General features: G+C 48.9%; 25 protein-coding genes and 1 pseudogene. 18 read left to right on the forward strand and 8 right to left on the reverse strand.

What is annotated here, in order from left to right; translation table 11 throughout:
* The first annotated feature begins 2 nt into the window (after nucleotides 1-2).
* Both GON22_RS13945 and GON22_RS13950 read left to right on the forward strand, forming a co-directional pair.
* Complete coding sequence (locus GON22_RS13945) at nucleotides 3-833, forward strand: ImmA/IrrE family metallo-endopeptidase (protein ID WP_160396704.1); 831 nt, start codon at nucleotides 3-5, stop codon at nucleotides 831-833.
* Nucleotides 830-1,411 carry a hypothetical protein gene (locus GON22_RS13950; RefSeq protein ID WP_160396705.1) on the forward strand — a complete coding sequence of 194 codons (582 nt, stop codon included), beginning with the start codon at nucleotides 830-832 and terminating at the stop codon, nucleotides 1,409-1,411. The genes GON22_RS13945 and GON22_RS13950 overlap by 4 nt, the downstream gene beginning before the upstream one ends.
* Nucleotides 1,412-1,566: 155 nt before the next feature.
* Here the strand turns inward: GON22_RS13950 and GON22_RS13955 are convergent, their stop codons facing one another.
* A complete protein-coding gene (locus tag GON22_RS13955; protein WP_160396706.1) occupies nucleotides 1,567-2,307 on the reverse strand; it encodes an SDR family NAD(P)-dependent oxidoreductase in 741 nt (246 codons plus the stop codon).
* 129 nt (nucleotides 2,308-2,436) lie between these two features.
* Here GON22_RS13955 and GON22_RS13960 point away from each other — a divergent pair, with 129 nt between their 5' ends.
* The 5 genes from GON22_RS13960 (at nucleotide 2,437) to GON22_RS13975 (ending at nucleotide 5,744) form a co-directional block, all read left to right on the forward strand.
* Nucleotides 2,437-3,345, forward strand: a complete 909-nt coding sequence (locus GON22_RS13960) for a LysR family transcriptional regulator (protein ID WP_160396707.1) — start codon at nucleotides 2,437-2,439, stop codon at nucleotides 3,343-3,345.
* Complete coding sequence (locus tag GON22_RS25755; protein ID WP_202113231.1) at nucleotides 3,332-3,508, forward strand: hypothetical protein; 177 nt, start codon at nucleotides 3,332-3,334, stop codon at nucleotides 3,506-3,508. Before GON22_RS13960 ends, GON22_RS25755 begins: the two co-directional genes overlap by 14 nt.
* Nucleotides 3,509-3,584: 76 nt before the next feature.
* A complete protein-coding gene (locus tag GON22_RS13965; protein ID WP_160396708.1) occupies nucleotides 3,585-4,187 on the forward strand; it encodes a class I SAM-dependent methyltransferase in 603 nt (200 codons plus the stop codon).
* A 159-nt stretch (nucleotides 4,188-4,346) separates the two neighbouring features.
* Nucleotides 4,347-4,811: a phage tail protein gene (locus GON22_RS13970; RefSeq protein WP_160396709.1), complete on the forward strand. Its 465-nt coding sequence runs from the start codon at nucleotides 4,347-4,349 to the stop codon at nucleotides 4,809-4,811.
* A gap of 183 nt (nucleotides 4,812-4,994) precedes the next feature.
* A complete protein-coding gene (locus tag GON22_RS13975) occupies nucleotides 4,995-5,744 on the forward strand; it encodes a M15 family metallopeptidase (protein WP_336604310.1) in 750 nt (249 codons plus the stop codon).
* A gap of 6 nt (nucleotides 5,745-5,750) precedes the next feature.
* On the opposite strand, the gene GON22_RS13980 is transcribed toward GON22_RS13975, so the two are convergent.
* From GON22_RS13980 to GON22_RS13990, 3 genes are all read right to left on the reverse strand, one after another.
* Nucleotides 5,751-6,503, reverse strand: a complete 753-nt coding sequence (locus GON22_RS13980) for an SDR family NAD(P)-dependent oxidoreductase (RefSeq protein WP_237179156.1) — start codon at nucleotides 6,501-6,503, stop codon at nucleotides 5,751-5,753.
* 28 nt (nucleotides 6,504-6,531) lie between these two features.
* Nucleotides 6,532-7,494, reverse strand: coding sequence for a helix-turn-helix transcriptional regulator (locus tag GON22_RS13985; protein ID WP_160396710.1), 963 nt, complete (start codon nucleotides 7,492-7,494; stop codon nucleotides 6,532-6,534).
* A 62-nt stretch (nucleotides 7,495-7,556) separates the two neighbouring features.
* The gene (locus GON22_RS13990) at nucleotides 7,557-9,083 is read right to left on the reverse strand and encodes an MDR family MFS transporter (RefSeq protein WP_160396711.1); all 1,527 of its coding nucleotides are present in this window, start codon (nucleotides 9,081-9,083) and stop codon (nucleotides 7,557-7,559) included.
* Nucleotides 9,084-9,251: 168 nt separating this feature from the next.
* Here GON22_RS13990 and GON22_RS13995 point away from each other — a divergent pair.
* Nucleotides 9,252-10,453: pseudogene (locus GON22_RS13995) on the forward strand (macrolide family glycosyltransferase).
* 230 nt (nucleotides 10,454-10,683) lie between these two features.
* On the opposite strand, the gene GON22_RS14000 reads toward GON22_RS13995, so the two are convergent.
* From GON22_RS14000 to GON22_RS14015, 4 genes are all read right to left on the reverse strand, one after another.
* Complete coding sequence (locus GON22_RS14000) at nucleotides 10,684-11,145, reverse strand: hypothetical protein (protein ID WP_160396712.1); 462 nt, start codon at nucleotides 11,143-11,145, stop codon at nucleotides 10,684-10,686.
* A 315-nt stretch (nucleotides 11,146-11,460) separates the two neighbouring features.
* Nucleotides 11,461-11,904: a hypothetical protein gene (locus GON22_RS14005; protein ID WP_160396713.1), complete on the reverse strand. Its 444-nt coding sequence runs from the start codon at nucleotides 11,902-11,904 to the stop codon at nucleotides 11,461-11,463.
* Between the two features lie 154 nt (nucleotides 11,905-12,058).
* Nucleotides 12,059-12,700 carry a peroxiredoxin-like family protein gene (locus tag GON22_RS14010; protein ID WP_160396714.1) on the reverse strand — a complete coding sequence of 214 codons (642 nt, stop codon included), beginning with the start codon at nucleotides 12,698-12,700 and terminating at the stop codon, nucleotides 12,059-12,061.
* Between the two features lie 186 nt (nucleotides 12,701-12,886).
* A complete protein-coding gene (locus GON22_RS14015) occupies nucleotides 12,887-13,402 on the reverse strand; it encodes a VanZ family protein (RefSeq protein WP_160396715.1) in 516 nt (171 codons plus the stop codon).
* A gap of 199 nt (nucleotides 13,403-13,601) precedes the next feature.
* Between GON22_RS14015 and GON22_RS14020 the strand changes: the two genes are divergently transcribed.
* From GON22_RS14020 to GON22_RS25760, 10 genes are all read left to right on the forward strand, one after another.
* Complete coding sequence (locus tag GON22_RS14020) at nucleotides 13,602-15,158, forward strand: SAM-dependent methyltransferase (RefSeq protein ID WP_160396733.1); 1,557 nt, start codon at nucleotides 13,602-13,604, stop codon at nucleotides 15,156-15,158.
* 174 nt (nucleotides 15,159-15,332) lie between these two features.
* Nucleotides 15,333-15,764, forward strand: coding sequence for a BlaI/MecI/CopY family transcriptional regulator (locus tag GON22_RS14025; RefSeq protein WP_160396716.1), 432 nt, complete (start codon nucleotides 15,333-15,335; stop codon nucleotides 15,762-15,764).
* Nucleotides 15,761-16,561, forward strand: coding sequence for a M56 family metallopeptidase (locus GON22_RS14030; RefSeq protein WP_160396717.1), 801 nt, complete (start codon nucleotides 15,761-15,763; stop codon nucleotides 16,559-16,561). Before GON22_RS14025 ends, GON22_RS14030 begins: the two co-directional genes overlap by 4 nt.
* A gap of 59 nt (nucleotides 16,562-16,620) precedes the next feature.
* Nucleotides 16,621-17,406, forward strand: a complete 786-nt coding sequence (lgt, locus tag GON22_RS14035; RefSeq protein WP_160396718.1) for a prolipoprotein diacylglyceryl transferase — start codon at nucleotides 16,621-16,623, stop codon at nucleotides 17,404-17,406.
* Nucleotides 17,407-17,609: 203 nt separating this feature from the next.
* Entirely contained in the window at nucleotides 17,610-18,827 is a 1,218-nt protein-coding gene (locus GON22_RS14040; RefSeq protein WP_160396719.1) for an alpha/beta hydrolase family protein, read from the forward strand.
* Nucleotides 18,828-19,018: 191 nt separating this feature from the next.
* Nucleotides 19,019-20,389, forward strand: coding sequence for an LLM class flavin-dependent oxidoreductase (locus GON22_RS14045; RefSeq protein WP_160396720.1), 1,371 nt, complete (start codon nucleotides 19,019-19,021; stop codon nucleotides 20,387-20,389).
* Between the two features lie 48 nt (nucleotides 20,390-20,437).
* Nucleotides 20,438-21,241, forward strand: coding sequence for an SDR family oxidoreductase (locus tag GON22_RS14050; protein ID WP_160396721.1), 804 nt, complete (start codon nucleotides 20,438-20,440; stop codon nucleotides 21,239-21,241).
* 144 nt (nucleotides 21,242-21,385) lie between these two features.
* On the forward strand, nucleotides 21,386-22,564 hold the full coding sequence (locus tag GON22_RS26565) for a styrene monooxygenase/indole monooxygenase family protein (RefSeq protein ID WP_160396722.1): 1,179 nt from the start codon (nucleotides 21,386-21,388) through the stop codon (nucleotides 22,562-22,564).
* Nucleotides 22,565-22,643: 79 nt separating this feature from the next.
* On the forward strand, nucleotides 22,644-23,534 hold the full coding sequence (locus tag GON22_RS14060) for a hypothetical protein (protein ID WP_160396723.1): 891 nt from the start codon (nucleotides 22,644-22,646) through the stop codon (nucleotides 23,532-23,534).
* A gap of 167 nt (nucleotides 23,535-23,701) precedes the next feature.
* Entirely contained in the window at nucleotides 23,702-23,878 is a 177-nt protein-coding gene (locus tag GON22_RS25760; RefSeq protein ID WP_202113232.1) for a hypothetical protein, read from the forward strand.
* Nucleotides 23,879-24,096: the final 218 nt, after the last annotated feature.

Consider the following 24,096-nt stretch of genomic DNA (forward strand, 5'->3'; position numbering starts at 1 on the left):
CTATGTTGCCAGAGATACATTCAAGGATATATAAAACTAATGAAAACTATAGACTAGCTAAAATTAGAGCAAGTTCAGCTAGAAAAAAATATGGTATTGAAAACGGGCCTATCAAGAGTCCCGTTTTTTCATATCTTGAACAAGAGAACTGCTACGTTGTAACTTATGGCTTTAACAAAAAAGCAAATATTCTGGGGATGTATATAAAACAAAAAGAAACAAAAATAGTGCTAATTCATAGACATAGAATATTGGGTAATCAGAATTTTACGGCAGCCCATGAGCTTTCGCATGTGCTTTTTGATGAAGAAGATATGTTAGATGTCTGTGTTCCAGAAGGGTATAGTAAAGATTCAAACGAGATTTTGGCAGACTTTTTTGCATCACACTTTTTAATGCCGGAAGAAAGTATTCTAAACGAATATAATTGGGGCACTTTTGAGGTGCAAAAAGTTCATATTCTAAGGTTAAGTGCAAAATATCAAGTTTCATTTATAGCCATGTCTTTAAGATTGTATAATCTAGGAATAATAACCAATGAATTATATCAGAATTATCTTACAAAGAGCAAAAAAGGTAAGTTGAAACTAGTAGAGGCTTGCGAAGCCGAAGGTATCGATCCTAAAGTATTTCAAACACCTGTAGATTCTTACATTTCAGAAAACTACATTAAGTTACTTTTAGGGGCGTATCATAGCGCGAATATAAGCAGATCAGTAATGGTTGACCACTTTATCGCTTTTTTAGAAAAAAATCTAGAGACCGATCTTAAGGAGATAGTAGCTAGGGCAGATTCTACGTACCCAGATGAAGTAGGATGGGACGAGCTATGATTAATAAAATAACAGAAAGCAAAGTTGTTATTGATAATACAACACTTTCTAATTTTTCTTTGGCAGACAATCTACACTTACTAAACGAGGTATTTCAAGGCAATAAAATTATTACAGTTGCTGTAAAGTTAGAATCGTTTGAGAAGGGAAAAGTAAAACGGGATGTTTCAGAGGCAATTAGTTCAGGGTGGTTAGAAGTTCATGAACTACATGGGGTTTTGATGTTAGCGGAGTACTATGCGATCTCTAAAAAACATTCAATGGTCTCTTCTGAAGGTTTTCCGAAATTAGGAGACGGAGAAGCAGCATCCGTCGTTTATGCAAAACATATGGGATATGCGCTAATAACTGATGATAATGGTCCAAAAAAATTAGCGCAGTCATTAGGGATAACAACTTTGGGTACAATAGGAATTTTATATATAGCACAACAAAAAGGCATACTAAGCATTCCGACCTGCAATTTATTATTCTCTGAGATGAAATGCAATGGTGCATATTTTCCTAAAAAATATCAAATGTACAATGACTGTATTTCTGACTTAGAGAGTAAATTTATGCTTAGGAAACATCAATAAATTGTAAAGGGGCCTTTGAAGAGGCCCTTTTATAATTTATTGATGGATATGAACATATCTATAGGGGATGGTTGCTATAGTGAAGAGTCTATCTGGACAGTCACTTCCAGAAGTGATCTTAGATTAAAGTATCTTCACAGCTGCTGGTGAGTTAATTACAGCGTTTGGCCTCCGTCCACCGTAATCATTTGACCCGTCATTGTTTCTTGTTCCAAAGCGGAGCAAATCAATTGCGCTATATCTTCGGGGGTGGCAATGCGTTGCAATAGAAGGTTAGGGGCTAGCCTGTTCATCTGTTCTTCCCTACCTGCCCACCATCGTGTTGCGACAGCACCGGGGACGACGCAGTTGACTCTAATGTTCGGAGCTAAGGCGCGTGCCAACGATTTGGTGAGGCCGTGGACTGCGGATTTGGATACGGCATACGGAAGGGAAGAGCCTAATCCGGTTTGTCCTGCTATACTGCCAAGATTGACGATGGCTCCTTCGTTATTGCGATTCATGTAAGGGGCAACAGCCCGAGCGCAGTAAAACATCCCTTTCACATTCACATCAAACAGCTCGTCCCATATTTCCTCCGTCGCCCCTTCCAGATCAACAAGCGGAATATGCCGTGTAATGCTAGCGTTATTGACTAGCAAATCCACCGTCCCGAATTGTTGCGCCAGCAGCTCAACCATGGCTTGGACTTCCTTGTCTCGGGAAACGTCGGCTTGCATGGCTATTGCCCGCCCACCTTCTTTATTAATGATGTCCGCAGTTTCTTCTGCTTCGGTTCTAGAGCGTGAATAGTTTACGGCTACTATTGCCCCACGCTTAGCAAGCAACAGGCATGTAGCTCGGCCTATCCCTGTACCGCCTCCGGTAACGAGTGCGACTTTGTTTTGTAAATGCATGAGTGCATCCCCCTCTTTTGTTATTTCTCGCTATCAACAATTGTAGATTTGAACTGTGGTTTTGTATAATTGAATGATTTGAACGACGAATTCAATTAAAGTGAATTGTTAATAGGGGCTGTCTATGCGATGGATCTCAAAACATTAAAAACGTTTCAAACGATTGTGAAGTGCGGCAGCTTTATTCGTGCAGCGGATGAACTGAATTATGGGCAGTCTACAGTTACGATGCAAATGCAAAAGCTTGAATCTGACTTAGGGATTCAGCTGCTTGAACGGGGCAAAACGCTCCGGTTGACGGAAGCGGGAAGGCTGCTCTACGAGCAAAGCTTGCCAATCGTAAAAAATATGGAGCAGCTGCAAGCAAACCTGTCAGATATGCAGTTAGGTGAGGCGGGAACTGTTCGGATAGGGGTGACGGAGCCAACGGCAAGCTACCGTTTGCCTGCTATATTGAAGGGATTTCTATTCGATTACCCGAAAATTCAGGTGTCCATAGAGTTTGCTAACACGCCCGTGTTAAGCGAACGGCTGCTCAAGGGCGAGATTGATTTTGCCCTATGCTCGGCGCCGGATTTAGGGGCTGAACTTTATTTTGAACCTTTATTCAAGGAAGAGTTCGTGGTGTTATTGCCGGATAATCACCCGCTTGCCGCACAGACGGCCATTGCGCCAGCAGATATTCAGGGCCATCGGCTGCTCATTACGTCTGCGATTTGCCCATACCGCCGAAAGCTTGAGATGGCGTTGCAGGAAGTGGGGAACTGTTCACTGGACACGATGGAGATTGGCAGCATGGCCGCGCTGAAATATTACGTCGAAAGCGGATTAGGCATCGCGCTCGTTCCCAAGGCTGTTCTGAACCCCGTGCCTGCAGGCACAACGGTACGGGAGATCGGCGGCAGCGGGATCGATATGACGGTTGGGCTGCTTTGTAAATCAGCAGATTATCCATTAAAGCTAGCAAGCGCCAAGCTGTATCAGCGCGTTAAGCAGAAGCTTTTAGAACAGGAAGGGGTTCCCCATGATCTGGATTAGTCCACCTTATGATGCGGACCAAGTATCCGTCATTTCTGTAACAGAGCGGATCGAAAAACAAGCAAGATACGTTAGGCAGGGAGCCGGCGCAGAACATTACGCTATCATTCACTTTGTAATTGAGCCTGGTGGAGGGCATATCGGGTTTGCTAATGCCGGCTAATGGATTTCAAAATTGCTGCTTATATGGGGCTGAGAGAAGTTTTTCAAAATCGATAAGGCAGAATGGAGCGGTGGCAATGGGCAACACGGAAAAGTTTGAGATGATCGCTACTGTATATGACACGCCTGAGCGAATCGAAATTGCAAAGGTATCCTCGGATGCCATTCGTGAATATGTAGGGGACGCCAGCGGCAAGAATGCGATTGATTTTGGCTGCGGAACGGGCCTTGTCGGCATGAGCTTGTTGAACGAGTTTCATTCTGTGCTGTTTCTGGACACTTCTCCTAGCATGATTGATCAAATCGAGCGGAAAATTTCAGATTTAAACCTTCAGAATGCTGATACGTTATGCTTTGATTTTGAAAAGTCGGATTTAACGGAATTGCGGGCTGATTATATTTTTATGGCGCAGGTTTTACTGCATATCCCGGATGTTGAATTCGTTCTGGCGAGGTTATTCGATGTTCTCCATGAGGGCGGGCATCTGCTGATTGTAGATTTTGATAAGAATAAAAATGTTGTATCCGAGTTCGTGCATAACGGGTTCGATCAAGCGGAGCTTGCGGGCCTTATGGCTAAAGTCGGGTACAAGGATGTACAATCCAAAACGTTTCATCATGGCAATAAAATATTTATGGGGCAAGATGCATCGATGTTCGTGCTTGATTCCCGAAAATAGGGGGTTATGGGGTGAGTTGATGGGCGACATCTTCAGATGGAAGACGGAGGCGGCCATTGGGCACCTATGTAAGCTCAAGCCAGCATGAAATGAACGTTTATATTAATCCGATTTTTGCTATAATATTTGGTAGAAATAGAATAGGGAAGAGGGATGGCATTGTCGTATATCGTTGATTTCAAAAATGTGTCTACAGTTGGCCTTGAGTCTTCGCCTGTAGTTGAAACGCTTGCCGGGCTGCGTGCGAATGAAGCGCGTTACTTTATGAGCAAGTACAAGCATGAATTTACGGTTGTGCCTGCTAGCGAAAGCCAGGATAACCTTGATTATGTGAACCGCATTCTGAAGGAAGAACGCAATATCGAGTTTGCGGCCAAGCCTTTGGAAACGTCGCGTTTCCAAGTGGAAAACATTCAATTTACCTACGTTTTCTATGAAGATGGCCTCTCGGTTAACGTCATGTATACGGTGGATGACCCTAAGAAACGGGCTGTAGGCTTCAAGCTTTCCGAGGGGATGGAAGTGCCTAAGGAGCTGGAAGAGAAGTTTAAGTTTGCTAGGCAGAAATCGAAGCTAGCCGGAACGATTCGGGGCTCGTTCTTTGTCATTAAAGGGCAGTATTAATCCGTTTGATAAGGTGAGGCCTTCATTCCGCTATCGGGATGGAGGCTTTATTTGTTCGTTAGCTTCATGCCTGTTATTGGCAATCATTAGAGCGGATCACTTAGCTCACACTAGGAATATACCGACAATTTGAACAACGTTAGGTTGGCTGTCGAATTGCATTCTAGAGAGGTGTCCGTTCTGGTGAATCGAAAACATGTGGCCGTGCTTCTGTGTACATTTCTTCTGCTCTTCCATGTAACAGGCTGCAGCAAGCATGAGCCTCATCTAAGCCAATCCCGATTAGACAAAGCCAAGCCGATTCGCTTATATGGGAACGAAGCTTCGGCACAGACGATGTTTCCATCCAAGTATCCGTCATCGATCGGGGTCATTGTGAACAAAAGCATCTATTTGCCGCAAACCTACAAGCCGCAAGATTTAGTGTATCCGGACGTGCCTTTTCTGTTCCAAGAGAAAATTGAAAAGCGGCAATTGCGATCGGAAGCGGCGATGGCATTGAAGAAAATGTTTGTGGCTGCAAAGAAAGACGGCGTGTATTTGAGCGGGGTATCGGGGTACCGTTCGTATGATACGCAAAAATGGCTGTTCGAGCGCTATATGAAAAGGGACGGCTACTTGGAAGCGATGAAATACAGCGCGTTGCCTGGCACGAGCGAGCATCAGACGGGACTCGCGATTGACGTTAGCGGTGCGGATGGAAAATGTGCTGTATCCTCATGCTTTGCGAATACGAAAGAGGCGCAATGGCTTAGCCAGCATAGTGCTGAATACGGATATATCATTCGGTATGCAAGTGGCAAGGAGCATATTACAGGCTACAAATATGAGCCATGGCATATTCGGTATATTGGGCCGAGCAAGCTCGCGCTCGACATGCACAAACGTGGCGTTTGCTTAGAGGAGTATTACAATGTGTACTCGGCCAAATAAATAACGTTACTCCATAACAAGCCCGCCGTTAACGGGCGTGTAGGTTCCGGTAAGAAACTGCGCGCCACCTCCGGCGAGAAAAGCGATGACGCCGGCCACATCCTCTGGCTCAGCGATCCGGCCAAGCGGCGTAAAGCTGCCAATCATCCGGCTTTCGTCTTCGGAAACCTTGAACGGCCCATCGGCCCTGACGAAGCCGGGGGCTACAACATTGGCTGTGATCCCGTAGGGACCGAATTCTTGCGCAATATACCGCGCGAACGTGTCGAGCCCGCCTTTGGCCGTGCCGAATGCAATGGATTGCGGGGTCGGTTCTTTGCCTTCAGTGCTGGACAGATAGATGATTCGGCCGAATTGCTGTGCCATCATCGTCGGAAGGACAGCTTTCGTCGGCACGAACGCAGCCTTTAACTCATCGGCCAGTTGCCGCTGGAATGGCTCCCAAGAGAGCTCGGCAAAGGAAGTGGCCTTTGCGCCATTGCTTGCATTGCATACGAGCACATCGATTCGTCCGAATGCTGAAATCACGGCTTCGGCGAGCTGTTCCATTTGCTCCTTGTTGCGCACATCCGCCGTCGTCGCCATAGCTTCTCCGCCGTCGGCCACAATCTCGGATATGATAGCTTCAGCAGCTGACGCTTTTTCAAAGCCGTTAACGACAACCTTCGCTCCTTGTTTCGCCAACTGAATGCATGTCGCTCGCCCGATTCCCTGGCCGCCATCGGTAACTATTGCTACTTTTCCGCTTAAGGACATCATGAGTTAATCCCCCTCCCTGAAACGGGTTTTATTCCTTATCCAATGGATCATACTGTCTGGCAATTGCCAGCGCTGCTTGCCTTACTTCCGCGGCGATATATGCAGGTTCAAGCACAATAACATCAGCCATATAATGAAGCACATTGCGAATGAGCCAATGTTCGCTTAAGAAGGATGTCCGCACAATAAGCTGCCCATCGGGCAGCCGTTCAATTTCTTTCTCATCAAAACGGTCCATCACGGATACGGCTACGGACGCTTTAAATTGAAGGGTAACGGGAAAACCTTCAACGGCTCCACTGGTCTCTGGTGCCGTCCACCTGTCATTCAGCTCGGCAAGCGAATCCGGCCGACGAGTAAAGGTTTCGTTCAGTAAGGCCAATTCCCGGATGCGCGTCAGCTTGAAGATGCGATAATCGTTGCGCAACCGGCAATAGCCGTGAAGGTACCATGCGTAATTTTTGAGCACGAGCGTCATCGGCTCTACCTCGCGTGCTTGTTCATCGCCCGTTCTGCTCGTGTAGTTGAATCGGATAAGCATTCGGCCGTCTACAGCTTGGCGAAGCAAATTATACCGGCTTTGGTCCTCTTCGCTGTTCTTCCAGGGGGTAAAATCGATCTGAATACGGTCGCCTTCCCCTGTCCGGCCCTGTTCGGCTTGCGCGACCATCGCACCAACTTTGCTGAGGAGAAGATCCATATTCGAACGGGCATAAGCTTTGGTAGAGTCCAGGCCGCGAAGCGCAGTGGAGAGGGTGGACAGCTCATCGAAGGATAGCAGTTGCCGATCCAGCCGGAAGCTGTCCATAATCTCATAACCGCCTTCCATGCCGGTATAGGAGACGATGGGAATGCCGGCTTGGCCGAGCGAATCGAGATCGCGATAAATGGTGCGCAGGGATACTTCAAGCTGGCTTGCCAACTCCTGCGCTTGCACCCGCTTTCGATTGAGCAGCAAAATCGTAATGGCCATTAACCGTTCAAGCTTCATTGTCATCTCTCCTAAGTCAGCATGTTGCAGCCCGTACGCCTGCCTGCCTGCCGATTAATCTATTAATGTGCGGCTACGAATTCTTCACCTTCGCCTTCGGCAACCGGCTCCATTTTATCCTTCGTCATCAGGAATGCCGCAACAAGCGCCAATACAGCAGGAATGATGCTCCAGGCAAAGGTTGTTCCAATAGAGCTCGATAGCCCGGCAGTAATGGAATCAAGGAGCTGCGGGTCGACCGATTGGCGGAACGCCGGATTCAGCAGTGCATGCGGATCGCTTAAGTTCAGGCCCTCCGGGATCGCAGAGCCGCCCGTGCCAAGTGATTCGGTAAGCTTCGAGAGCAGGCTATGGCTTTGCACAATGCCGAAAATCGTAATGCCGAGCGCCATGCCAAGCGAGCGATTGAAATTTAACGTCGAGCTTGCCGCCCCGCGTTGCGCCGCAGGGAACGAGTGAAGCACAGACGAGCCTAATACCGAGAACGAAGCGCCAATGCCAAGGCCGATCAGAATCATAATCCCTGTGATGGCCAGCCGCGGTGTATCTACTGTAATTTGCGATAAAAGGGCAAGGCCGATCAGCAGCATCGCTAGCGTTCCTATCATAATAGTCCGGTATTGCAGTTTCGTCATTAGAAACCCGCCAATCGTCGCGGTAACGACTGAGCCCATCATCATCGGCAGCAGGGTCAATCCTGAATTCGAGGCGGAACCGCCGAGCACGCCTTGTACGTAGATCGGAATAAAAATCGCCGCGGTCATATAAGCTGCGCCGCTGAGCATGGCCACTAGATTGCTCGTCGTGTACAGCCTGCTGCGGAACAAGCCGAACGAGATGATCGGCTCTGCCGCTTTGCGCTCAACCACGGCAAGCAAGGAAGCGAGAACTACGAAGCCTGCGAACAACCCGATAATTTGCGGAGAATCCCAGGCGTAAGTTTTGCCGCCCAGTTCAAGCCCGAAAATAAAGCAGACAATAGCTCCTACAAGCAGAATAGCGCCAGCCCAATCGATTTTTTGTTTCGAATGCGCTGCGGACTCCTTGTAGAACACAGCAATTATTAGCAAGGCAATGAAGCCGAGCGGCAGATTGATGTAGAAGATCCATGACCAGTTAAGGTGATCGGTAATATATCCGCCGAGCAATGGGCCAACGACGCTCGACAACCCGAACACGGCTCCGAATGCCCCCATCATTTTGCCACGGTCCTTAGGCGGTACCACATCGAACAAAATCGTGAATGCAATAGATACCATCGCACCGGCTCCGACTCCTTGCACAGCCCGATAGATACTTAGCTCCGCAATGGAACCCGCCATGCCACATAATGCAGAGCCAGCCATAAACACGATGATTCCGAAGATGAAGAAGCGCTTGCGGCCATACATATCAGACAGTTTGCCGAAGATCGGCATGCAGGCCATCTCTGCGACCATATAGGCTGTAGTGACCCACACGAACTTGTCGAGCCCTCCCATATCTCCGACGATTGTGCCGATTGCCGTTGAAACAATCGTGTTGTCCATGGACGCCATCAGAATGGCCAGCAGCAGCCCTCCAACGATTGCCCCCAGTTTGTTTTTCATACGATCCCATTCCTTCCTGTACCTGAATTGATTGCTGAACAATCATCTGGGACCATCATAAGCTACCCTTGTTGACAACAGTGTGTCAGGGAAGAAAAGCTCCTTATCATTTCTTTGTATTTTCATTCTTCTGGTATAATGCGATTACGATTTGGAAGGAGTGGCAGAATGGCGCGCGTCTTATTCATAAATGCCGGATCAGAGGGGCATATCAATCCGACCGTTGGCGTGGTGCAAGAGCTTGTTTCGCGCGGCGAAGAGGTCGTTTACTTTTGCATAGAAGCTTATCGGGAGCGAATGGAGAAAGCTGGCGCTTCGGTACGGACAATAGATGGCCAGAAATTGATTAAGGCCTTTATTTCTGGCGGGCGGGATTATTTGCTCGAAAGGGTTAACGGGCTGCTGCTTACGGCGGATATCGTTATACCGAGCGTGCTTGAACAGATAAAGGAGAGCATTTTGATTACATGATCCACGATTCGATGTTCGGCTGCGGGCGGATGCTAGCGCAAATCCTTAAGCTGCCAGCGATCAATTCTTGTACTTCTTTTGCGCAGGCGAATGAAACGTTCGAACAAATGTTGGCGCATTATTATAACACAGCCCCTGCAGAAATCGTTGAACGAGTAGGCGCTAAATATCAAAGCCTGACGGCGGCGGCAAAGCAACAATATGGGGTGGAGATCGAGTCTCCTTATGAAGTGTTCTGTAATCCAGCACCGCTGACGATTGTGTACACAACGAGGGAGTTTCAACCGGAGGGGGACGCGTTCGGGTCATCGTATAAATTCGTCGGTCCATCTATTGCTGTAAGATCGGTTCAAGAAAGCTTCGACATTGCAGCAGTTGAGGGGAAGAGCCCCATTTACATATCGTTAGGCACCGTGTTTAACTGGTCTATAGATTTCTATAAGCTGTGTTTCGAGGCATTCGGGCATACAGAGCATACTGTTGTTATGGCTATTGGCAACAAGGTCCAAGTATCTGATCTAGGCGAGGTGCCCCAGAACTTCATTGTAAAAAATTACGTGCCACAAACCGATGTCCTGCAGCACGCCAAATTGTTCATTACTCATGGCGGCATGAACAGCACGCATGAAGGGCTTTATTACGGGGTTCCGCTCATCATCATTCCGCAAGGCGCGGACCAGCCGGCCATCGCCGGGCAAGTCGCCAATATCGGAGCGGGCATCGCACTGCAGATGAACGGCTTAACTGCCAGCCAACTGCGTGAAGCCGCAGAGCAGGCGTTAAACTCCGCGGATTGCGGGAAAGCTGCCGCACAGATGAGGGCATCCTTTAGAAGCTCAGGCGGGTATCGTCAAGCGGCCGATGAGATTATGGCATTTGTAAGCAATCCAACCTCATGAAAGGAGATAGCACATATGAATCTTGAAGAAGTAAAACGAATTAGCGAGGTATCCAAACCGCGGGCGTACAGTATTATGAAGTGAATATGATCGAGCGCACGATTGGCTATACAAGCGGCAAGCCCGGGGAATCGTATGTAGAGGCTGTTCCGGCTTTTGAATAACGGGCTGTTTTCAGCAAAATAAAAACTGGCTGCGAAGGGAAAGCACCTTCACGGCCAGTTTTTTGTTTACGGCAGCTTAACTTCCGTTGCCATGGTCTTGTAGTCGCTATGCCACCAGGACCAATTGCCATTCTGCCCAAGCGAAGCATAATATTCGAAGTTCGCTTCGCCATCCCCGTCCGTATCCATTGGGAGGGCGACATCGGGCGGAATGCGGTCTTTCTTGCTATACGACTTGTAGTAAGATTCCAACACTTCGTTTTTGAAAGCCTCCGTATGGATATAGCGGTCCGTCCGCTTGATGATGTCCTGCTGCACCGCGGTGTCCGGCGTTGTGTCGAACGCATAGCGGAACAGGATCCGTGTCGGTTTAGAGGTCGTTTTCAAGGACAAGATGCCAGGAACAGCCTTGCTAATTTCTTCACGATAAGTGTCCAACGAAGGTTCGTCTAGCTTGGTGTACGAAGTGCAGCCGCTAAGGAGCGCAACAGCTCCGGCAAGCAGCATCGCCATTCCGATTTTTGTCATAGCAGTGGTCTCCGCTCGTTATTTGAAATACATGAACCCGCCGCCCAGCGAGAAGAAGGAGGTAATGGCGTCAAAATGGGTCCGGTAGTTGATGCTGCGCCGCTGGCCCCACGTTGAAACGGCAATCCAGCGGTTGTCATTGACGTCGCGATAATACTTCGTAATCGTAGCTCGAAAACTTGGATAAGTTCAGCGTAGTGACCGGAGAGTCAATTGTGAGGCCTGCTTTGACATAAGCAGCCGTATTGTCCAGTGTGAATGAGGCATCGCTTGTGACGCGCTTCAATGTTACTTTCTTATCGGTTGCGTATTTCTCTACGGCAGAGGCGAAGGACGAGACCGATGTTTCGCCAAGCACGCCTGGATCGATATAGCTATACATGGTATCCATATGCTTTGCTTGATGCGCGCTTTATTGTCCTCGCTGCGAATCCGGCCATGAATGCCTTCAATCTCAGGGCGGTTGCGCTGGATTTGGCCGGTAACATCAGTTGGCGGACGGTTAACGTCGAATGTAATTTCCGTAAAAGCTGCCGCGCCATCAACATTCGATTTCACTAAATACTGCATCGGCGGAATGAGCACCAATTGGGATGCTGGACCTTTCTGTTGCAGAAGGTTGCGGATCTGGCTAGTAACGCCGTCCCCGATAAAAATATCGTAGGCATCCTCAATAGCCCCGATCGTAATATACCCGACCTCTTTCTCCTTTGAACCATCCACGAGCGGCACAAGATAGGCAAATGGGTTGCCGTCCACATCTATACGTCCAAGCTAGCCAGGTTCTTCAATTTTTCGGCATTGGAACCTTCACCGGCGCAGAAATCGAAGCGAATAGTTGAAGCAACAGAAAGGGGCTGTCCCAAAAGTCGATGGGCGACGACTTTTGGAACAGCCCCCTTGCAAAATTGCTCTATAGCAACTTCAGTTGGTTAATAATATCCTGCGGTTCCGAACGTCTCATGAAATCAGGATTGACATTAGCCGAACGAATCACGCCGGACTGGTCGATGATGAATGTTGAGGGGATCGGGAGAATCCAGCTGTCGGTAGCGTTGTATTCGTCCAGGTTTATTTTGAGCTTATTCGCCATAACCTCTTGCAGATAGGACGGAACCTGGAATAGGACATTATAGCTAGCGGCGACTGAGCCATCCTTATCGCTAAGCACGGGGAACTGAAGGCTTTCTTTGGACTGCTGGGCAAGCGAATTGTCCAGGCTTTGTGGGCTTAGGGCAATCAACTGTCCATTAAGCGCTTCAATTTCCGGCAAAATGTTCTGGTAAGCACGAAGCTGGATATTGCAGAAAGGGCACCAGCCTCCGCGATAAAAGGTCAATACGACCGGGCCTTTGGCAAGCTGTTCGTATAGATTCACTGTGGCACCTGATGAATGGCTCAAGGTGAAGTCTACCGCTTTGCTGCCCTCTGGCAAGCCGTATTGAACTCCTGATTGTTGCTGCTCCCGAATCAAGCGGAATATTTCACTTTGAACATCCTGAGGCACTTTCGCTACAAACTGTTTTTTCACTTCTTCGAGCGTTTGGTTCAGCATTGGGTACTCTCTCCTCATTCTTTTGTAATAAAAAATACCGACCGGTATTTTTAATATATCACAAAGAATCCTGTTGAAAAAGCAAATTTTTCTAAAGAATGGAAGATGTGACCGTACGCGAGTGACAGTAACGCCATAATAATTGTTTAGGCAACAGATTGTTAGCGGCTAAGCAACCCCCATTGCTCACGCCGCCGCCGTTGTGCGGGGCTTCACTCTTGGCGCGAATGGATGGTACAGTATGCATCCCAGTACGCCGCCAGCGGTGTTAAGAATGAGATCATCGACGTCAAATAATCCGATATTGCATAGCAGCTGCGTGCATTCCAAGAGCAGGCTTACTGCGAACGAGAGGGCAAGCACTGCACCGTAGGTTAAGAAGCCCAGTTTTCTATGGGCAAAATAGGCAAGGAATAAGCCTAGCGGAATGAACAAGCCGATATTTCCGTATAGCTGGATGTATTCGTATGCTGCATGGCTTTCCATATTTCCTGCAATGGTACGAAACGGGTCAAGATTGGCCCGCTCTAGCTGATAGGATAGCCGATCCGTATTGGCGAGTGCTGCCCTGCCTTGCCGCCATAGAAATCGAATGTTTACTTCACCAAACTTGAACAAAATGATTTTGGCTAAAATGTACATATATGCCATAAACAACACTGCAACCGGTATCGATAGCTTTGCTTGCATGCGCTTCATCATCTGCATCCCGCCTTTCTCTATTCAGCATAGAGCAGCGGGTTTAATTAAACATAATTAAAACCTTTCGATTTTCTTAATAGTCGGTGGTTTTATGTTTTCGTTAATCCCACAAATAGCGAAATGAAATTACGCTATTTGTGTTAAACTGAGCAAAAGTTCACGTATACGTGCAGAGAAAGGTCGAACATTATTGGAATCCATGACAGATCACAACAAACAACGCTATCGCTTTAGCGAAGCGCCGATATGGGAAATGCAGCGAAAGTATTATGAACAAGAAGGATTGAAGGCGTGGAATAACGACCAAGTGCCGCAATACATCACGAGCAATCCGATGATCGCCTCCGCATATGCAGAGATGATCTTCGGGCTCTTGCAGGATCAGGCGAATAAGGGATGCGCCTCGGAGCCTGTTTATATTGTGGAGCTTGGAGCAGGGGCTGGCCGCCTTGCTTACCATATCTTACATGAGTTGAGCCAGCTGAGGGAGTATGCGGGCATTCCGTTGCCTCCGCTGCGCTATATTATGACGGATTTGGCAATGAACAATGTGTTGGCCTGGCGGGAGCATCCTAGGCTACAACCGTTTATTGCGGAAGGGTTGCTGGATTTTGCGCGATTCGATGCGGTTCACGACACGGTTCTCAACCTCGTTGAGTCAGGCTTAACCATTAGTGAAGGTGATTTAGCGCAGCCGTTAATCATTGTGGCCAATTACTTCTTTGATAGCATTCCACAAGAATTGATTTACGTTGGTGAGGGGCACATTTATGAGGCGGATGTAATCATTGAAACCCCCGAGCAGCAGGATTCGTTAAAACCGTCCGAGTGGTTGAGCCAAATCGAGCTAGAATACACGCATCGGCGAGCGCCCGAGTACGAACAAGAAACCTACCCTTACCGAGAGGTTATCGCCATCTATCAGGAGCAATTGGAGGACTCGCATTTATTGTTTCCTGCCGCCGGGCTAGCTTGCTTGGAGCGGCTCAATCAGTTATCCCATGCGGGATTTTTACTGATTACTGCGGACAAAGGGGACCACTTGCTTGATAATTGGAAGTTTGCTGATCCGCCGGAGCTGATTTTGCATGGCAGCTTTTCTTTAACGGCTAATTACCACGCGATTCAGCATGCTTTTGAACAAAGAGGGGCAGTGGCGCTTTACCCCCCACATCATTATAAAAATATAAACGTCGGCTGTATTCTCCATCTGGACCAGCCGAAGGGTTACCCCCATACAAGATTAGCCTACCGCCGCTGTATCGAACGTTTTGGCCCGGATGAGTTCTTCTCCCTGAAGGAATGGGTCGATGGCAACTTAGGCAGCATGGGCATGCAGCAGCTATTAAGCTTTTGGCGCTTGGGCGGATACGATGCGGAATTTTTCATTCAAAGTGCGAAGCAGATCGTAAGCCTGCTGCCAGATGCGAATGATGAGGAAAAGCAGGATTTGTTAAGAGGCATACAATTGATGTGGTCATCGTACTATGCTATGGAGCAGCGTTATGATCTAGCGCTCGATGCGGGATTGGTGCTGTTCGATATGGACATGTACGAAGAATCCAAGTATTTTCTGGAAATATCGGTTAACCACAACGATGAGGAAGCCGTATCAACCGTATACTATTGCTTGGCCATCTGTTGCTTCGAGTTGGAGCTGGAGGAAGAGGCATTGGGCCACACCAGGAAGTTGTTAGAGCTGGAGCCTGACCATGAAGAAGCGTTGGCCATGCTAAGCGAATTTGAGCTGCGTTAACCAATGCGTTAAGGAATACAGCAGTCTAGGGCGTGTCCTTCCCCGTCCTTAGGCTGCTGTTTTTTATTGCACAACCGGGAGTTGATGTTGGCTAAGCAGATAAGGTGTTTCATCCTTATATTGACATATCAAATTAACAGTACTACAATGCGTAGTATATAAGGATGTGATGGCGTGAATATCAAAAAGCTGAATGTGGACGGAGAGGGATTGAATCGCTTTTTTGGTCCGCTTGAAGCGAGGATTATGGACCTGCTCTGGTCTTCCGAGGGCATGAGCATCAAGGAAGTTCAATCGATTCTTAATCAGAACAACCCGATTTCCATTAATGCGGTAACAACGGTTATGAACCGCCTGCTGTCCAAAGGCCACCTGTCCAAAGTGCTAATCGGAACCGGCCGCACTCAAGCGTCGCGGTTCAGCACGGTACAGTCGAAGGAGCAGTTTCTCTCGGACCAGACGAAGGCGGTATCGCAGGGGCTTATTCAGGAGTACGGCAGCTTGGTCGTCAGCCATATGATCGATGCGCTTGAGGATGTGGACCAAGAGCTGATTGCGAAGCTGGAAAGTAAATTAAGCGAAATTAAAAAGAGGAACAAGAAATGAGCCCCCGGGTTAAGCTTAAATGGATAGCTGTGATGGCGCCTGTTTTTATGGCATTGTTCGTCGTTCAGCTTACGCTGTACATTGTCAACGCTGCTGCGGGCAATGAAGCGCAGTGTATGCTCGTCACTTACATCGAAGGCGGGCTCATTCTCGGATATACACTTGCTAGAGCCATTTGGCGGATCGCTGCACAAGTGTATTTATCGAAGAAGTGGCTTAAGCATTTTCGCTCAATTCAGGATACCAAGTTATCGAAGCGCCTAGCCTATAAGTACCGCAGCTTGGGAACTGAAATTGTAGTTGTGAGGGACGAATCGTTTGTGGCGTTAGCCATTGGCATGCGGAGGCCGGCTATCGTTGTTTCGACGGCTGTACTCCATATGTTCGATGATAAAGAAGTGAATGCGATCATTCTGCATGAATGGCATCATTGCCTGAATCGTGATAACGCGAAGTTGTTTCTCATCAAGCTGCAGGCAGAAGCGTTTGGGTATTTGCCGATTATGCGTGCCATCTTTCGCTATTGCCAAACCTGGACGGAACTGGCCGCCGACCGCTTTGCCATGCGCCGGATGGGTACGGCACTGCCTTTGGCCAGTGTACTTCTGAAGCTTTCGAAGTTATCTCGCGGCAGGCTTCACTCCGCTGCCCTACATTTTACGACTGCCACGATGGATTATCGCATCGCGCAAGTTCTTGAGCCCGACAAGCCAATAAAGGTAAAGGTTGCTTGGCGCAGGCCGCTTATGATATCCGTTATGCTGCTGCTATTGTTGCTTCTAAGTGGGGATTCTTAGCCCCACATTTTTTTGAATAATCATACTACACAATGTAGTCTAATTGAGGGAGGATGGCGATGAGCATTGTATTATTTAAGATCGGAGAGTTTACGATCTACACGCATGGCGTTATCACAGCTCTAGCAGCTTTGTTGGCGCTGGGTATGGCTCATTATTTAGCAGCGAACACCCCATTTCGGGAGCATGTACTGAATATGGTGCCTTATCTGTTTGTTGGGGCGATTCTGTTTGCGCGAATCTGGCATGTTTTCTTTTTTCAATGGGGGTACTACTCGAAGCACTTATCAGAAATCGTAGCGATCTGGAACGGCGGAATTTCGGTGCAAGGCTCGTTAATTGGCGGCTTCTTGGCGATGCTCTACTATACGAGGAAGCATCACATTTCCTTCTGGAAGCTTGCCGATTTATTGGCTCCGGCTATCGTGTTAGGCCAATCAATTGGCAGAATCGCCTGTTTTATGAATGGAGATGCGTTCGGATCACCGACTGGACTGGGCTTCGGCATGGTTTATCGCGAAGGCACGGGTGCTTATGAGGCATATGGTTCCCAGCCGTTATGGCCAGCAGAGCTGTTCGAGAGCCAGTGGGACCTGATTGTATTCACCCTTCTCATGCTAGTAAGGAGAAGAAAATGGACAGCCGGCTTGTTGTTCTTGGCTTATAATATCCTATACTCGTTCGGGCGGTTTAACTTGGAGTGGCTGAGAGGGGATTCCCCGCGTTACGCGTTCCATTGGACGGCTGGGCAATGGACCAGCTTTTGCGTTATTGTAGCTAGCTTGGGCATGATGGCCTTTCTTTATTTGTTGGACCGAACCAAGGCGAAGGAGGGATTGCACTGAAAGGGTTAGAGATCAGCATGGCCATAACCTTTGCTTTAATCTTAGGCAGGTATGTAATGGGCAACCCAATAAGAGGAAAAATGAGGCGAATTATCTGGAGCCTAACTGTGGCAATGATAGCTGCTCATGTTGTGTTTGAAGGCATACGCTTGCAAATGATCCTATGCTATGCCTGTTATATAATGCTGGGGTTAAGTATCGTTATGCGTAAAATGCTAAAGGGCAAGAAGCAGTTAACAGGCACACCCAGTAGGTTGAAGCGGATAATCATCGGTGTTGTTGGGTCACTGGCGTTGTCGGCAGCCCTCTGGATTCCGCTATATGCGCTGCCAACCATAAAGTTGCCGGAACCAACAGGTCCGTATGCGATTGGGGTGGCCAATTACAATTGGGTTGATAGGAACAGGATAGAACCATTTACTCACGATGGCTATAGGGAGGTGGCTGCCCGGATATGGTATCCGGCTTCCATGAAGTGGGATTTACAGCGGGCACCTTATGCATACGATTCGCAGCAGTTGCAAGAGATTACAAAAGAACAACCGCTATACGCATTATTTGGCTCACTCATGAGTGCTCGAACACATTCGTACGAGTCTGCCATTGTTGCGCCGGATTTGGCCCGATATCCCGTCCTGCTGATGTCTCCGGGTTATGGAATGTCCAGTTACATGTATACAAGCTTCACGGAGGAAATGGCCAGCCATGGTTATATCGTTGTAGCTGTTGAGCATTCTTATTTCTCGATTCTTCCGGCTTTTTCTGCTGCAGGCCAAGTGAGAAAAGGAATGGTCGAGCTGGATCCTTTCGATTGGCCCTCTATGGCGGCTGATACGCAAAATCGGGTGGAGGATATGAAATTTGCCTTAGGCCAGCTCGAACGAATTAATGGGGCTGATCCTCAGTCCATATTGAACGGCAAATTAGATTTGCAACGTATCGGAGCGTTCGGCCATTCTGGCGGCGGCGCAGTTGCCATGCAGTTGTTGAGCCAGGATGGGCGTGTCTCAGCAGCCGTTCAGATGGATGGTTTTCCATATGGGCAATATATGAATAATGGGTTGGCGAAGCCTTTCATGTACATGCTAGAACCGTCAAATGAGGCGTTTGCATCTAAAAGCCTCTCGGAATCGGTATGGTCCGATCCTTCTGAGTATCCGGGGCTTCTCACAATAGAAGATTACCATCGTGAAGCTGAAGAGGTTAGCCGTAGAATGAAAGGGATATTCAAGCATGGCGGAACCAAATGGATTGTGCCTGAAGCCCATCATTTTAGCTTCACGGATTTAACATTAATCGCTCCCCTCCTATTCCCACCCAATATGGCATTGCAAAATGATATAAAGAAAAACCTGTTGCATTTCTTTGATGAACAGTTCAAAGGAGTATCTGGGGGAAGCACTGTACAGGCGGCTGGATGAGGCATGGCAACAGGAAGCCCATTCCAAATTATGAGTTGACTGCTAGAAGGAAAGGCGTTACTATTACATTATTCCTAGTAAGTCTATATGATATTACGAGTTAATGCGACCGGAACAACCGGAGCCCCCATCTTAATGGATGAGCGGGCTCCTTTTTTATTGCATTTGCATCCCAAAGGAGAGTGCCTGCTATGAGCAAACCCCAGAAAAAAATGCACCTGAATGTTTTCCTTATGAACCTCGGCCATCATGAGGCGGCTTGGCGCCGGAAGGATACGGGACCGAAGCATGCAACGGATATTCGATATTTCACGCGTCTTGCGCAAATCGCGGAAAAGGCAAAGTTCGACTCGCTGTTCCTGGCAGATGTGCTGTCCGTCGGAAAGAATGTCCGACACGGTTCCTTCGTCGGGCTTGAGCCGTTCACGTTGTTATCCGCGCTGGCTGCCGTAACGGAGCATATCGGCCTAATCGGCACCGTTTCGACGACCTTCAACGAGCCATTCCATGTTGCGCGCAAATTCGCTTCATTGGACCATATCAGCAATGGGCGCGCGGGCTGGAACATCGTCACCTCGGCAAGCGAGTTTGAAGCGGCTAATTTCAGTAAAGAAGAGCATCTGCAGCATGCCAAGCGGTATGAGCGGGCACGTGAATTCCTCGATGTTGCCACCAAGCTATGGGATAGCTGGCAAGACGATGCGATCGTCTTCGATCGCGAATCCGGGATCTTCGCGGACGATTCCAAGGTAAATGCAATTAACCATGAGGGCACTTACTTCAATGTGAACGGGCCCCTTAATGTCCCTCGTACCCCACAAGGTTATCCCGTGCTTGTGCAAGCGGGTTCCTCTGAGGATGGCAAGGAATTCGCAGCGCAGTACGCCGAGGCGATCTTCACCGCGCAGCAGACGTTGGCAGAGGGGCAGCAGTTCTACGCGGATGTAAAAGGGCGGTTGGCGAAGTACGGCCGCCATCCTGGCCAAATTAAGATTTTGCCGGGAATCTGCCCGATTATCGCGCCGACCGAATCGGAAGCGAAGGAGCGGGAGCAGGAATTGAATGAACTGACGGTGCCTGCTTATGGCCTTAATCAGCTTTCGGGGATTATCGGGATTGACCTATCCTCGTATCCGCTCGATGGCCCGTTGCCGGAGCTGCCTCCGCTCAATGAGATTAACGGCAATAAGAGCCGTTATTCGCTCGTAACCGAACTGGCTGCGAGAGAGAAATTGACGATTCGCCAGCTTATTGGCAAGTTGGCCGGAGGCCGTGGGCATCGGGTGTTCGCGGGGACTGCCGTTCAGGTGGCTGACCAATTGGAGGAATGGTTCACGCAAGGAGCGAGCGATGGGTTCAACGTGATGCCTCCGTATTTGCCGGCAGGCTTGGAGGATTTTGCACAGCTAGTCGTGCCGGAGCTGCAGCGTAGAGGCTTGTTCCGGACGGAGTACGAGAGCCGTACACTCCGAGGCAACTATGGCTTGGCGCGCCCGTCGAATCGATGGGTTTCCCAGCAGGAAAGCAATGCATCAGATGAAATTTTCAGCCACACAAAATAGCGTACGCAATGGCCGTGAGCCAAATTGACGGAGAGGATGGTTGTTAAGATGAGCTACAATTTAGAGGGAAAAACGGCGGTCGTGACCGGGGGCAGTGCCGGGATTGGCCTAGCGATTGCAAAGAAATTGCATGCCGAAGGTGTGCATGTGCTTATAGCTGCCAGAGACGAGGAGCGGCTTCGCCTGGCGAAAGAGACGATTTTAAACGCTGGCACACAAGGTTCAGAAGGGGCTAAAGTCGTTTCAATCCAAGCGGATTTAAGTGAGGCAGACAGCGCTAAGCGAATTATTGATGCTGCGCTAGACGCATTCGGAAAAGTCGATATTTTGGTTAATAATGCGGGATCAGCGAAGTCAGGTGCGTTTTTGGAACTGACGGACGAGGATTTTACAAGCACATGGAACTTGAAGCTGCTCGGCTACATTCGTACGATTCGTGCAGTGCTTCCTCATTTAATTAAACAAGGTGACGGGCGCATCGTGAATATCGTCGGCACGGCGAGCAGGGCGCCTTCCCCTACCTTCCTGCCCGGAGGCACGACCAATGCCGCTCTGCTGAACTTCTCCAAGGGAATTGCGAGAGAGCTTGCCCCGCAGGGGATAAGGCTGAACGTCATCTCACCGGGCTTAACTCAGACGGGCAGGGCGGAAGAGCTCGCTGTGCAACAAGCAGCTGCCCGGGGAATCTCGATTGAAGATTACAAAGCCCAGTTCCACGCAGCTATCCCGATCGGCCGGGCGGTCTATCCAGACGAGGTAGCCGATCTCGCACTTTTCCTCGTATCGGACCTTTCCGCTTCCATTTCAGGGGCAGAAGTCGTCATTGACGGCGGCCATCAGCCGGGTCTCTAACACATTGCAGCCAACCTCTGGTTTACCGGGGGTTGGCTTTTGTATTTCTCTATTGTTCCCCCATCTGCACCTAGAATATATTTCTAAAACAACCAATACAATGCCAAGTGGGTAATTTAGAAAATTGGCAGGGGGGATGTTGAAGTGGGCAAAAAGAAGATAGCCATCATCGGGGCGGGGATTGCGGGAGTGACGTTAGCCTATGCGCTGCAACGGAGCGGCCAGTTTAATTACAAGCTCATCATGTCCGACGATGCGGAAGAGATTCGGAATGGCCGCATAAGGTCGACCCAGGTTCATTTTGAGCGCTTATTGCAAACCGAGGCCCGCTATCAGATTCAGGATTATGGCGATGCCAGTGAAATCAAAAGCATTGAATTGCGCATAAATGGACAGAGGCTATTTGAAGGGAATCTGCAGGGCCGAGCCGTTAGCCAAGACCAACGCGTATACTTATCCTCTTTGATCGACGGGCTTCAGGCATGCGGGGCAGATATCCAAAAGGCGCGTTTGGACAGCGGCGATTTGGCCGGCCTGGCGGAGTCATTCGATCTTATTGTCGATTGTACAGGCAAGAAGGGTCCGCTGGCTTCTTTTCCGCCCTATGGGCAGCTGCTTAACGCCCCCATGTCTCCGCAAAGAATGATTACAGGCGGCATGTTCCATGGATTAGCGGCGGATAACAGCCATCGGATCGGCTTTTACCTTATTCCGGGGCAAGGGGAGCTGTTCGAGTTCCCAACGGTAACAAAGTACGGCCCGGCCCACGCTTTATTGCTCGAAGCGGTTCCGGGAGGCACGCTGGACCGGATCAAAGGAAATCCAGGTCCAGAAGCGCTCGCCAAGGAGATGCTGGCTATTATTCAGGGTGATTTTCCCCATGTCTATGAAAGAGTCCAGTTAGATGCATTCCGTCTCGTTGACCCGTTGTCTTCGATACGGATGGCGATACAGCCGGAGTTTCGCATCCCCTACACGACTGTGAACGGAACCCTTGTAATTGGCTGCGGGGATAGCGCTGTGCTGAATGATCCGATTACGGGCCAAGGGGCGAATGCTGCCTCGTTTTGTGCCAATGCCCTATATGAAGTGCTCTCAAGCTCAGCTGATCAACCATGGGATATTATTGTCGGTGAGCGCTATTGGGAGGCCACGAAGGAATATATGACGAAGATGTCGGAGTGGACGAATGCTATGATGGGTCCGCCATCGCAAGGATTCTCTGCATATATAGATAAAGCTTCGAAGAGCCAGGAGAGCGCCGATGCGTTTGTTCAATTGTTTACGAACCCAGTAACTGCGCACGCTGCATATTTTTCTTAATATTTTTGCTAGAATGGAGGGAAATAGCATAGGCCTTTATCACGGGATATCGATGTTAGCCTAATGGGGAGAGTCGCTCATGTTCTTCTTTAAGAAAAATAAAAGCCTTACAGAACAGGACCTGCGAGCTTTAGTTGAAGGCTTGGAGCAGGCTTATATGAATAAGGATGAGCAAGGGTTGACGGCAAGGTTTCACCCGAGCAAGAGGGGGATCACCTTCTTAAATCATTTTCAACTGATGCTGAACTTTCAAATCTATCATATACAGTCTGAAATGCTCGGATTCGAATTGCTGGAGCTAGATGGCGCCCGTGCCGTCTTCACCTATACGCGAAAGCACATGCATACCTGCTTGAATCCCGCCGATGAGCGTGAGGAGAAGCAAGACCATATTAAAAGCTTTTACGTGGAGGCTGTAAAGGAGAACGGTTCTATCTGGATTACGAGATACAGCCCATACAGCCTGATCTATGTAGATAAGAAGGGTGAACCGCTGGCTGGCGTGGATGCGGCGATTCCTCCAGGCGAGGAGCTTAATCCGGGCATTGCCCGCTATATCCCTTATTTTCAGTTGGACGGCTATATGCCGGCTACCCTGCATGTATACAGCAACAGCCAATACATCGGGTTTTACCCGCAAGGGGAGTCCGGCAGGTATCGCACCTCGCGCACGTTTTCGATTGATTACTATGATAAGCTGGAGGCTGCCTCTGTGAAGGAGCATACAGAAGACTATATTTCCCATGAAATCATAGTGGCTGCTGAAGTGCTTCATCAGGCGGAGCGCAGCTCGATCATTGAAACGCAGTATATGAAAAATAATGCGCTGGAGCATGAGCTAGTTGCCAGCTTGTTGGCCGAGGATGGCTTCTATATGATCCGCTACTTGTATAAAACAGGGGAGCTGCTGCCTTCGGGAGAGCGGGAAAAGTGGATGCGGGAGATGCTTGCAATGCTAGCCGCCGTATAGAACAGGCCATCCCGCCAAGGTTCGGACAAATCTAAATATACGGTGCAACCCCTTGAACGATGCGTTCAGGGGGTTTTGAGAATGGTTTGGATCGGAGCGGGATAGAATACCAAAGGCAGCTCATCGGGCTACAACACACAATACTAATGATGTTTAGAGGTGATCGTATGGCAGGAAGAAATAACAGGCCGGATAATGATGGTCCAGCAGGCAAGCCGGGCAGGCTAGACCAGTATGGCGCTAAACTTGGCTCAAGCAATGAGGAAGAATTTGAAGAGGCGTTCCAACAGGCAGTCGACGCCGCTTCGGCGGAGCGCTTTGACGAGCAGAACGAAACGCACTAACAGCGGCTTCGGAGCCGCGGGCTGATTTGGGCCTGTCACATCTGCCCGTACTTTCACAAAAAGCTGTCTCAAAAGTCGTTGCCAATAGACTTTGATATGCTCCCTATACGGTAGACAGGTGAAATAATAAAACCTGTGTTGCCGTAAAGGGAGCATTTTTCGTGTCCAAAAAAGAACATACTGCCTCAGAGAAATTCGCTATCGTTCAGGAGATCGAG

This window comes from Paenibacillus sp. MMS18-CY102, assembly GCF_009789195.1.
Classification (GTDB): Bacteria; Bacillota; Bacilli; order Paenibacillales; family Paenibacillaceae; genus Paenibacillus_T.

Coding starts and splice junctions, on each gene's coding strand:
- GON22_RS13945 (WP_160396704.1), top strand. CDS start 3: ATGTTGCCAGAGATACATTCAAGGATATATAAAACTAATGAAAACTAT.
- GON22_RS13950 (WP_160396705.1), top strand. CDS start 830: ATGATTAATAAAATAACAGAAAGCAAAGTTGTTATTGATAATACAACA.
- GON22_RS13955 (WP_160396706.1), bottom strand. CDS start 2,307: ATGCATTTACAAAACAAAGTCGCACTCGTTACCGGAGGCGGTACAGGG.
- GON22_RS13960 (WP_160396707.1), top strand. CDS start 2,437: ATGGATCTCAAAACATTAAAAACGTTTCAAACGATTGTGAAGTGCGGC.
- GON22_RS25755 (WP_202113231.1), top strand. CDS start 3,332: ATGATCTGGATTAGTCCACCTTATGATGCGGACCAAGTATCCGTCATT.
- GON22_RS13965 (WP_160396708.1), top strand. CDS start 3,585: ATGGGCAACACGGAAAAGTTTGAGATGATCGCTACTGTATATGACACG.
- GON22_RS13980 (WP_237179156.1), bottom strand. CDS start 6,503: ATGATGTCCTTAAGCGGAAAAGTAGCAATAGTTACCGATGGCGGCCAG.
- GON22_RS13985 (WP_160396710.1), bottom strand. CDS start 7,494: ATGAAGCTTGAACGGTTAATGGCCATTACGATTTTGCTGCTCAATCGA.
- GON22_RS13990 (WP_160396711.1), bottom strand. CDS start 9,083: ATGAAAAACAAACTGGGGGCAATCGTTGGAGGGCTGCTGCTGGCCATT.
- GON22_RS14000 (WP_160396712.1), bottom strand. CDS start 11,145: ATGACAAAAATCGGAATGGCGATGCTGCTTGCCGGAGCTGTTGCGCTC.
- GON22_RS14010 (WP_160396714.1), bottom strand. CDS start 12,700: ATGCTGAACCAAACGCTCGAAGAAGTGAAAAAACAGTTTGTAGCGAAA.
- GON22_RS14015 (WP_160396715.1), bottom strand. CDS start 13,402: ATGATGAAGCGCATGCAAGCAAAGCTATCGATACCGGTTGCAGTGTTG.
- GON22_RS14020 (WP_160396733.1), top strand. CDS start 13,602: ATGACAGATCACAACAAACAACGCTATCGCTTTAGCGAAGCGCCGATA.
- GON22_RS14030 (WP_160396717.1), top strand. CDS start 15,761: ATGAGCCCCCGGGTTAAGCTTAAATGGATAGCTGTGATGGCGCCTGTT.
- lgt (WP_160396718.1), top strand. CDS start 16,621: ATGAGCATTGTATTATTTAAGATCGGAGAGTTTACGATCTACACGCAT.
- GON22_RS14040 (WP_160396719.1), top strand. CDS start 17,610: ATGCGTAAAATGCTAAAGGGCAAGAAGCAGTTAACAGGCACACCCAGT.
- GON22_RS14045 (WP_160396720.1), top strand. CDS start 19,019: ATGAGCAAACCCCAGAAAAAAATGCACCTGAATGTTTTCCTTATGAAC.
- GON22_RS14050 (WP_160396721.1), top strand. CDS start 20,438: ATGAGCTACAATTTAGAGGGAAAAACGGCGGTCGTGACCGGGGGCAGT.
- GON22_RS14060 (WP_160396723.1), top strand. CDS start 22,644: ATGTTCTTCTTTAAGAAAAATAAAAGCCTTACAGAACAGGACCTGCGA.
- GON22_RS25760 (WP_202113232.1), top strand. CDS start 23,702: ATGGCAGGAAGAAATAACAGGCCGGATAATGATGGTCCAGCAGGCAAG.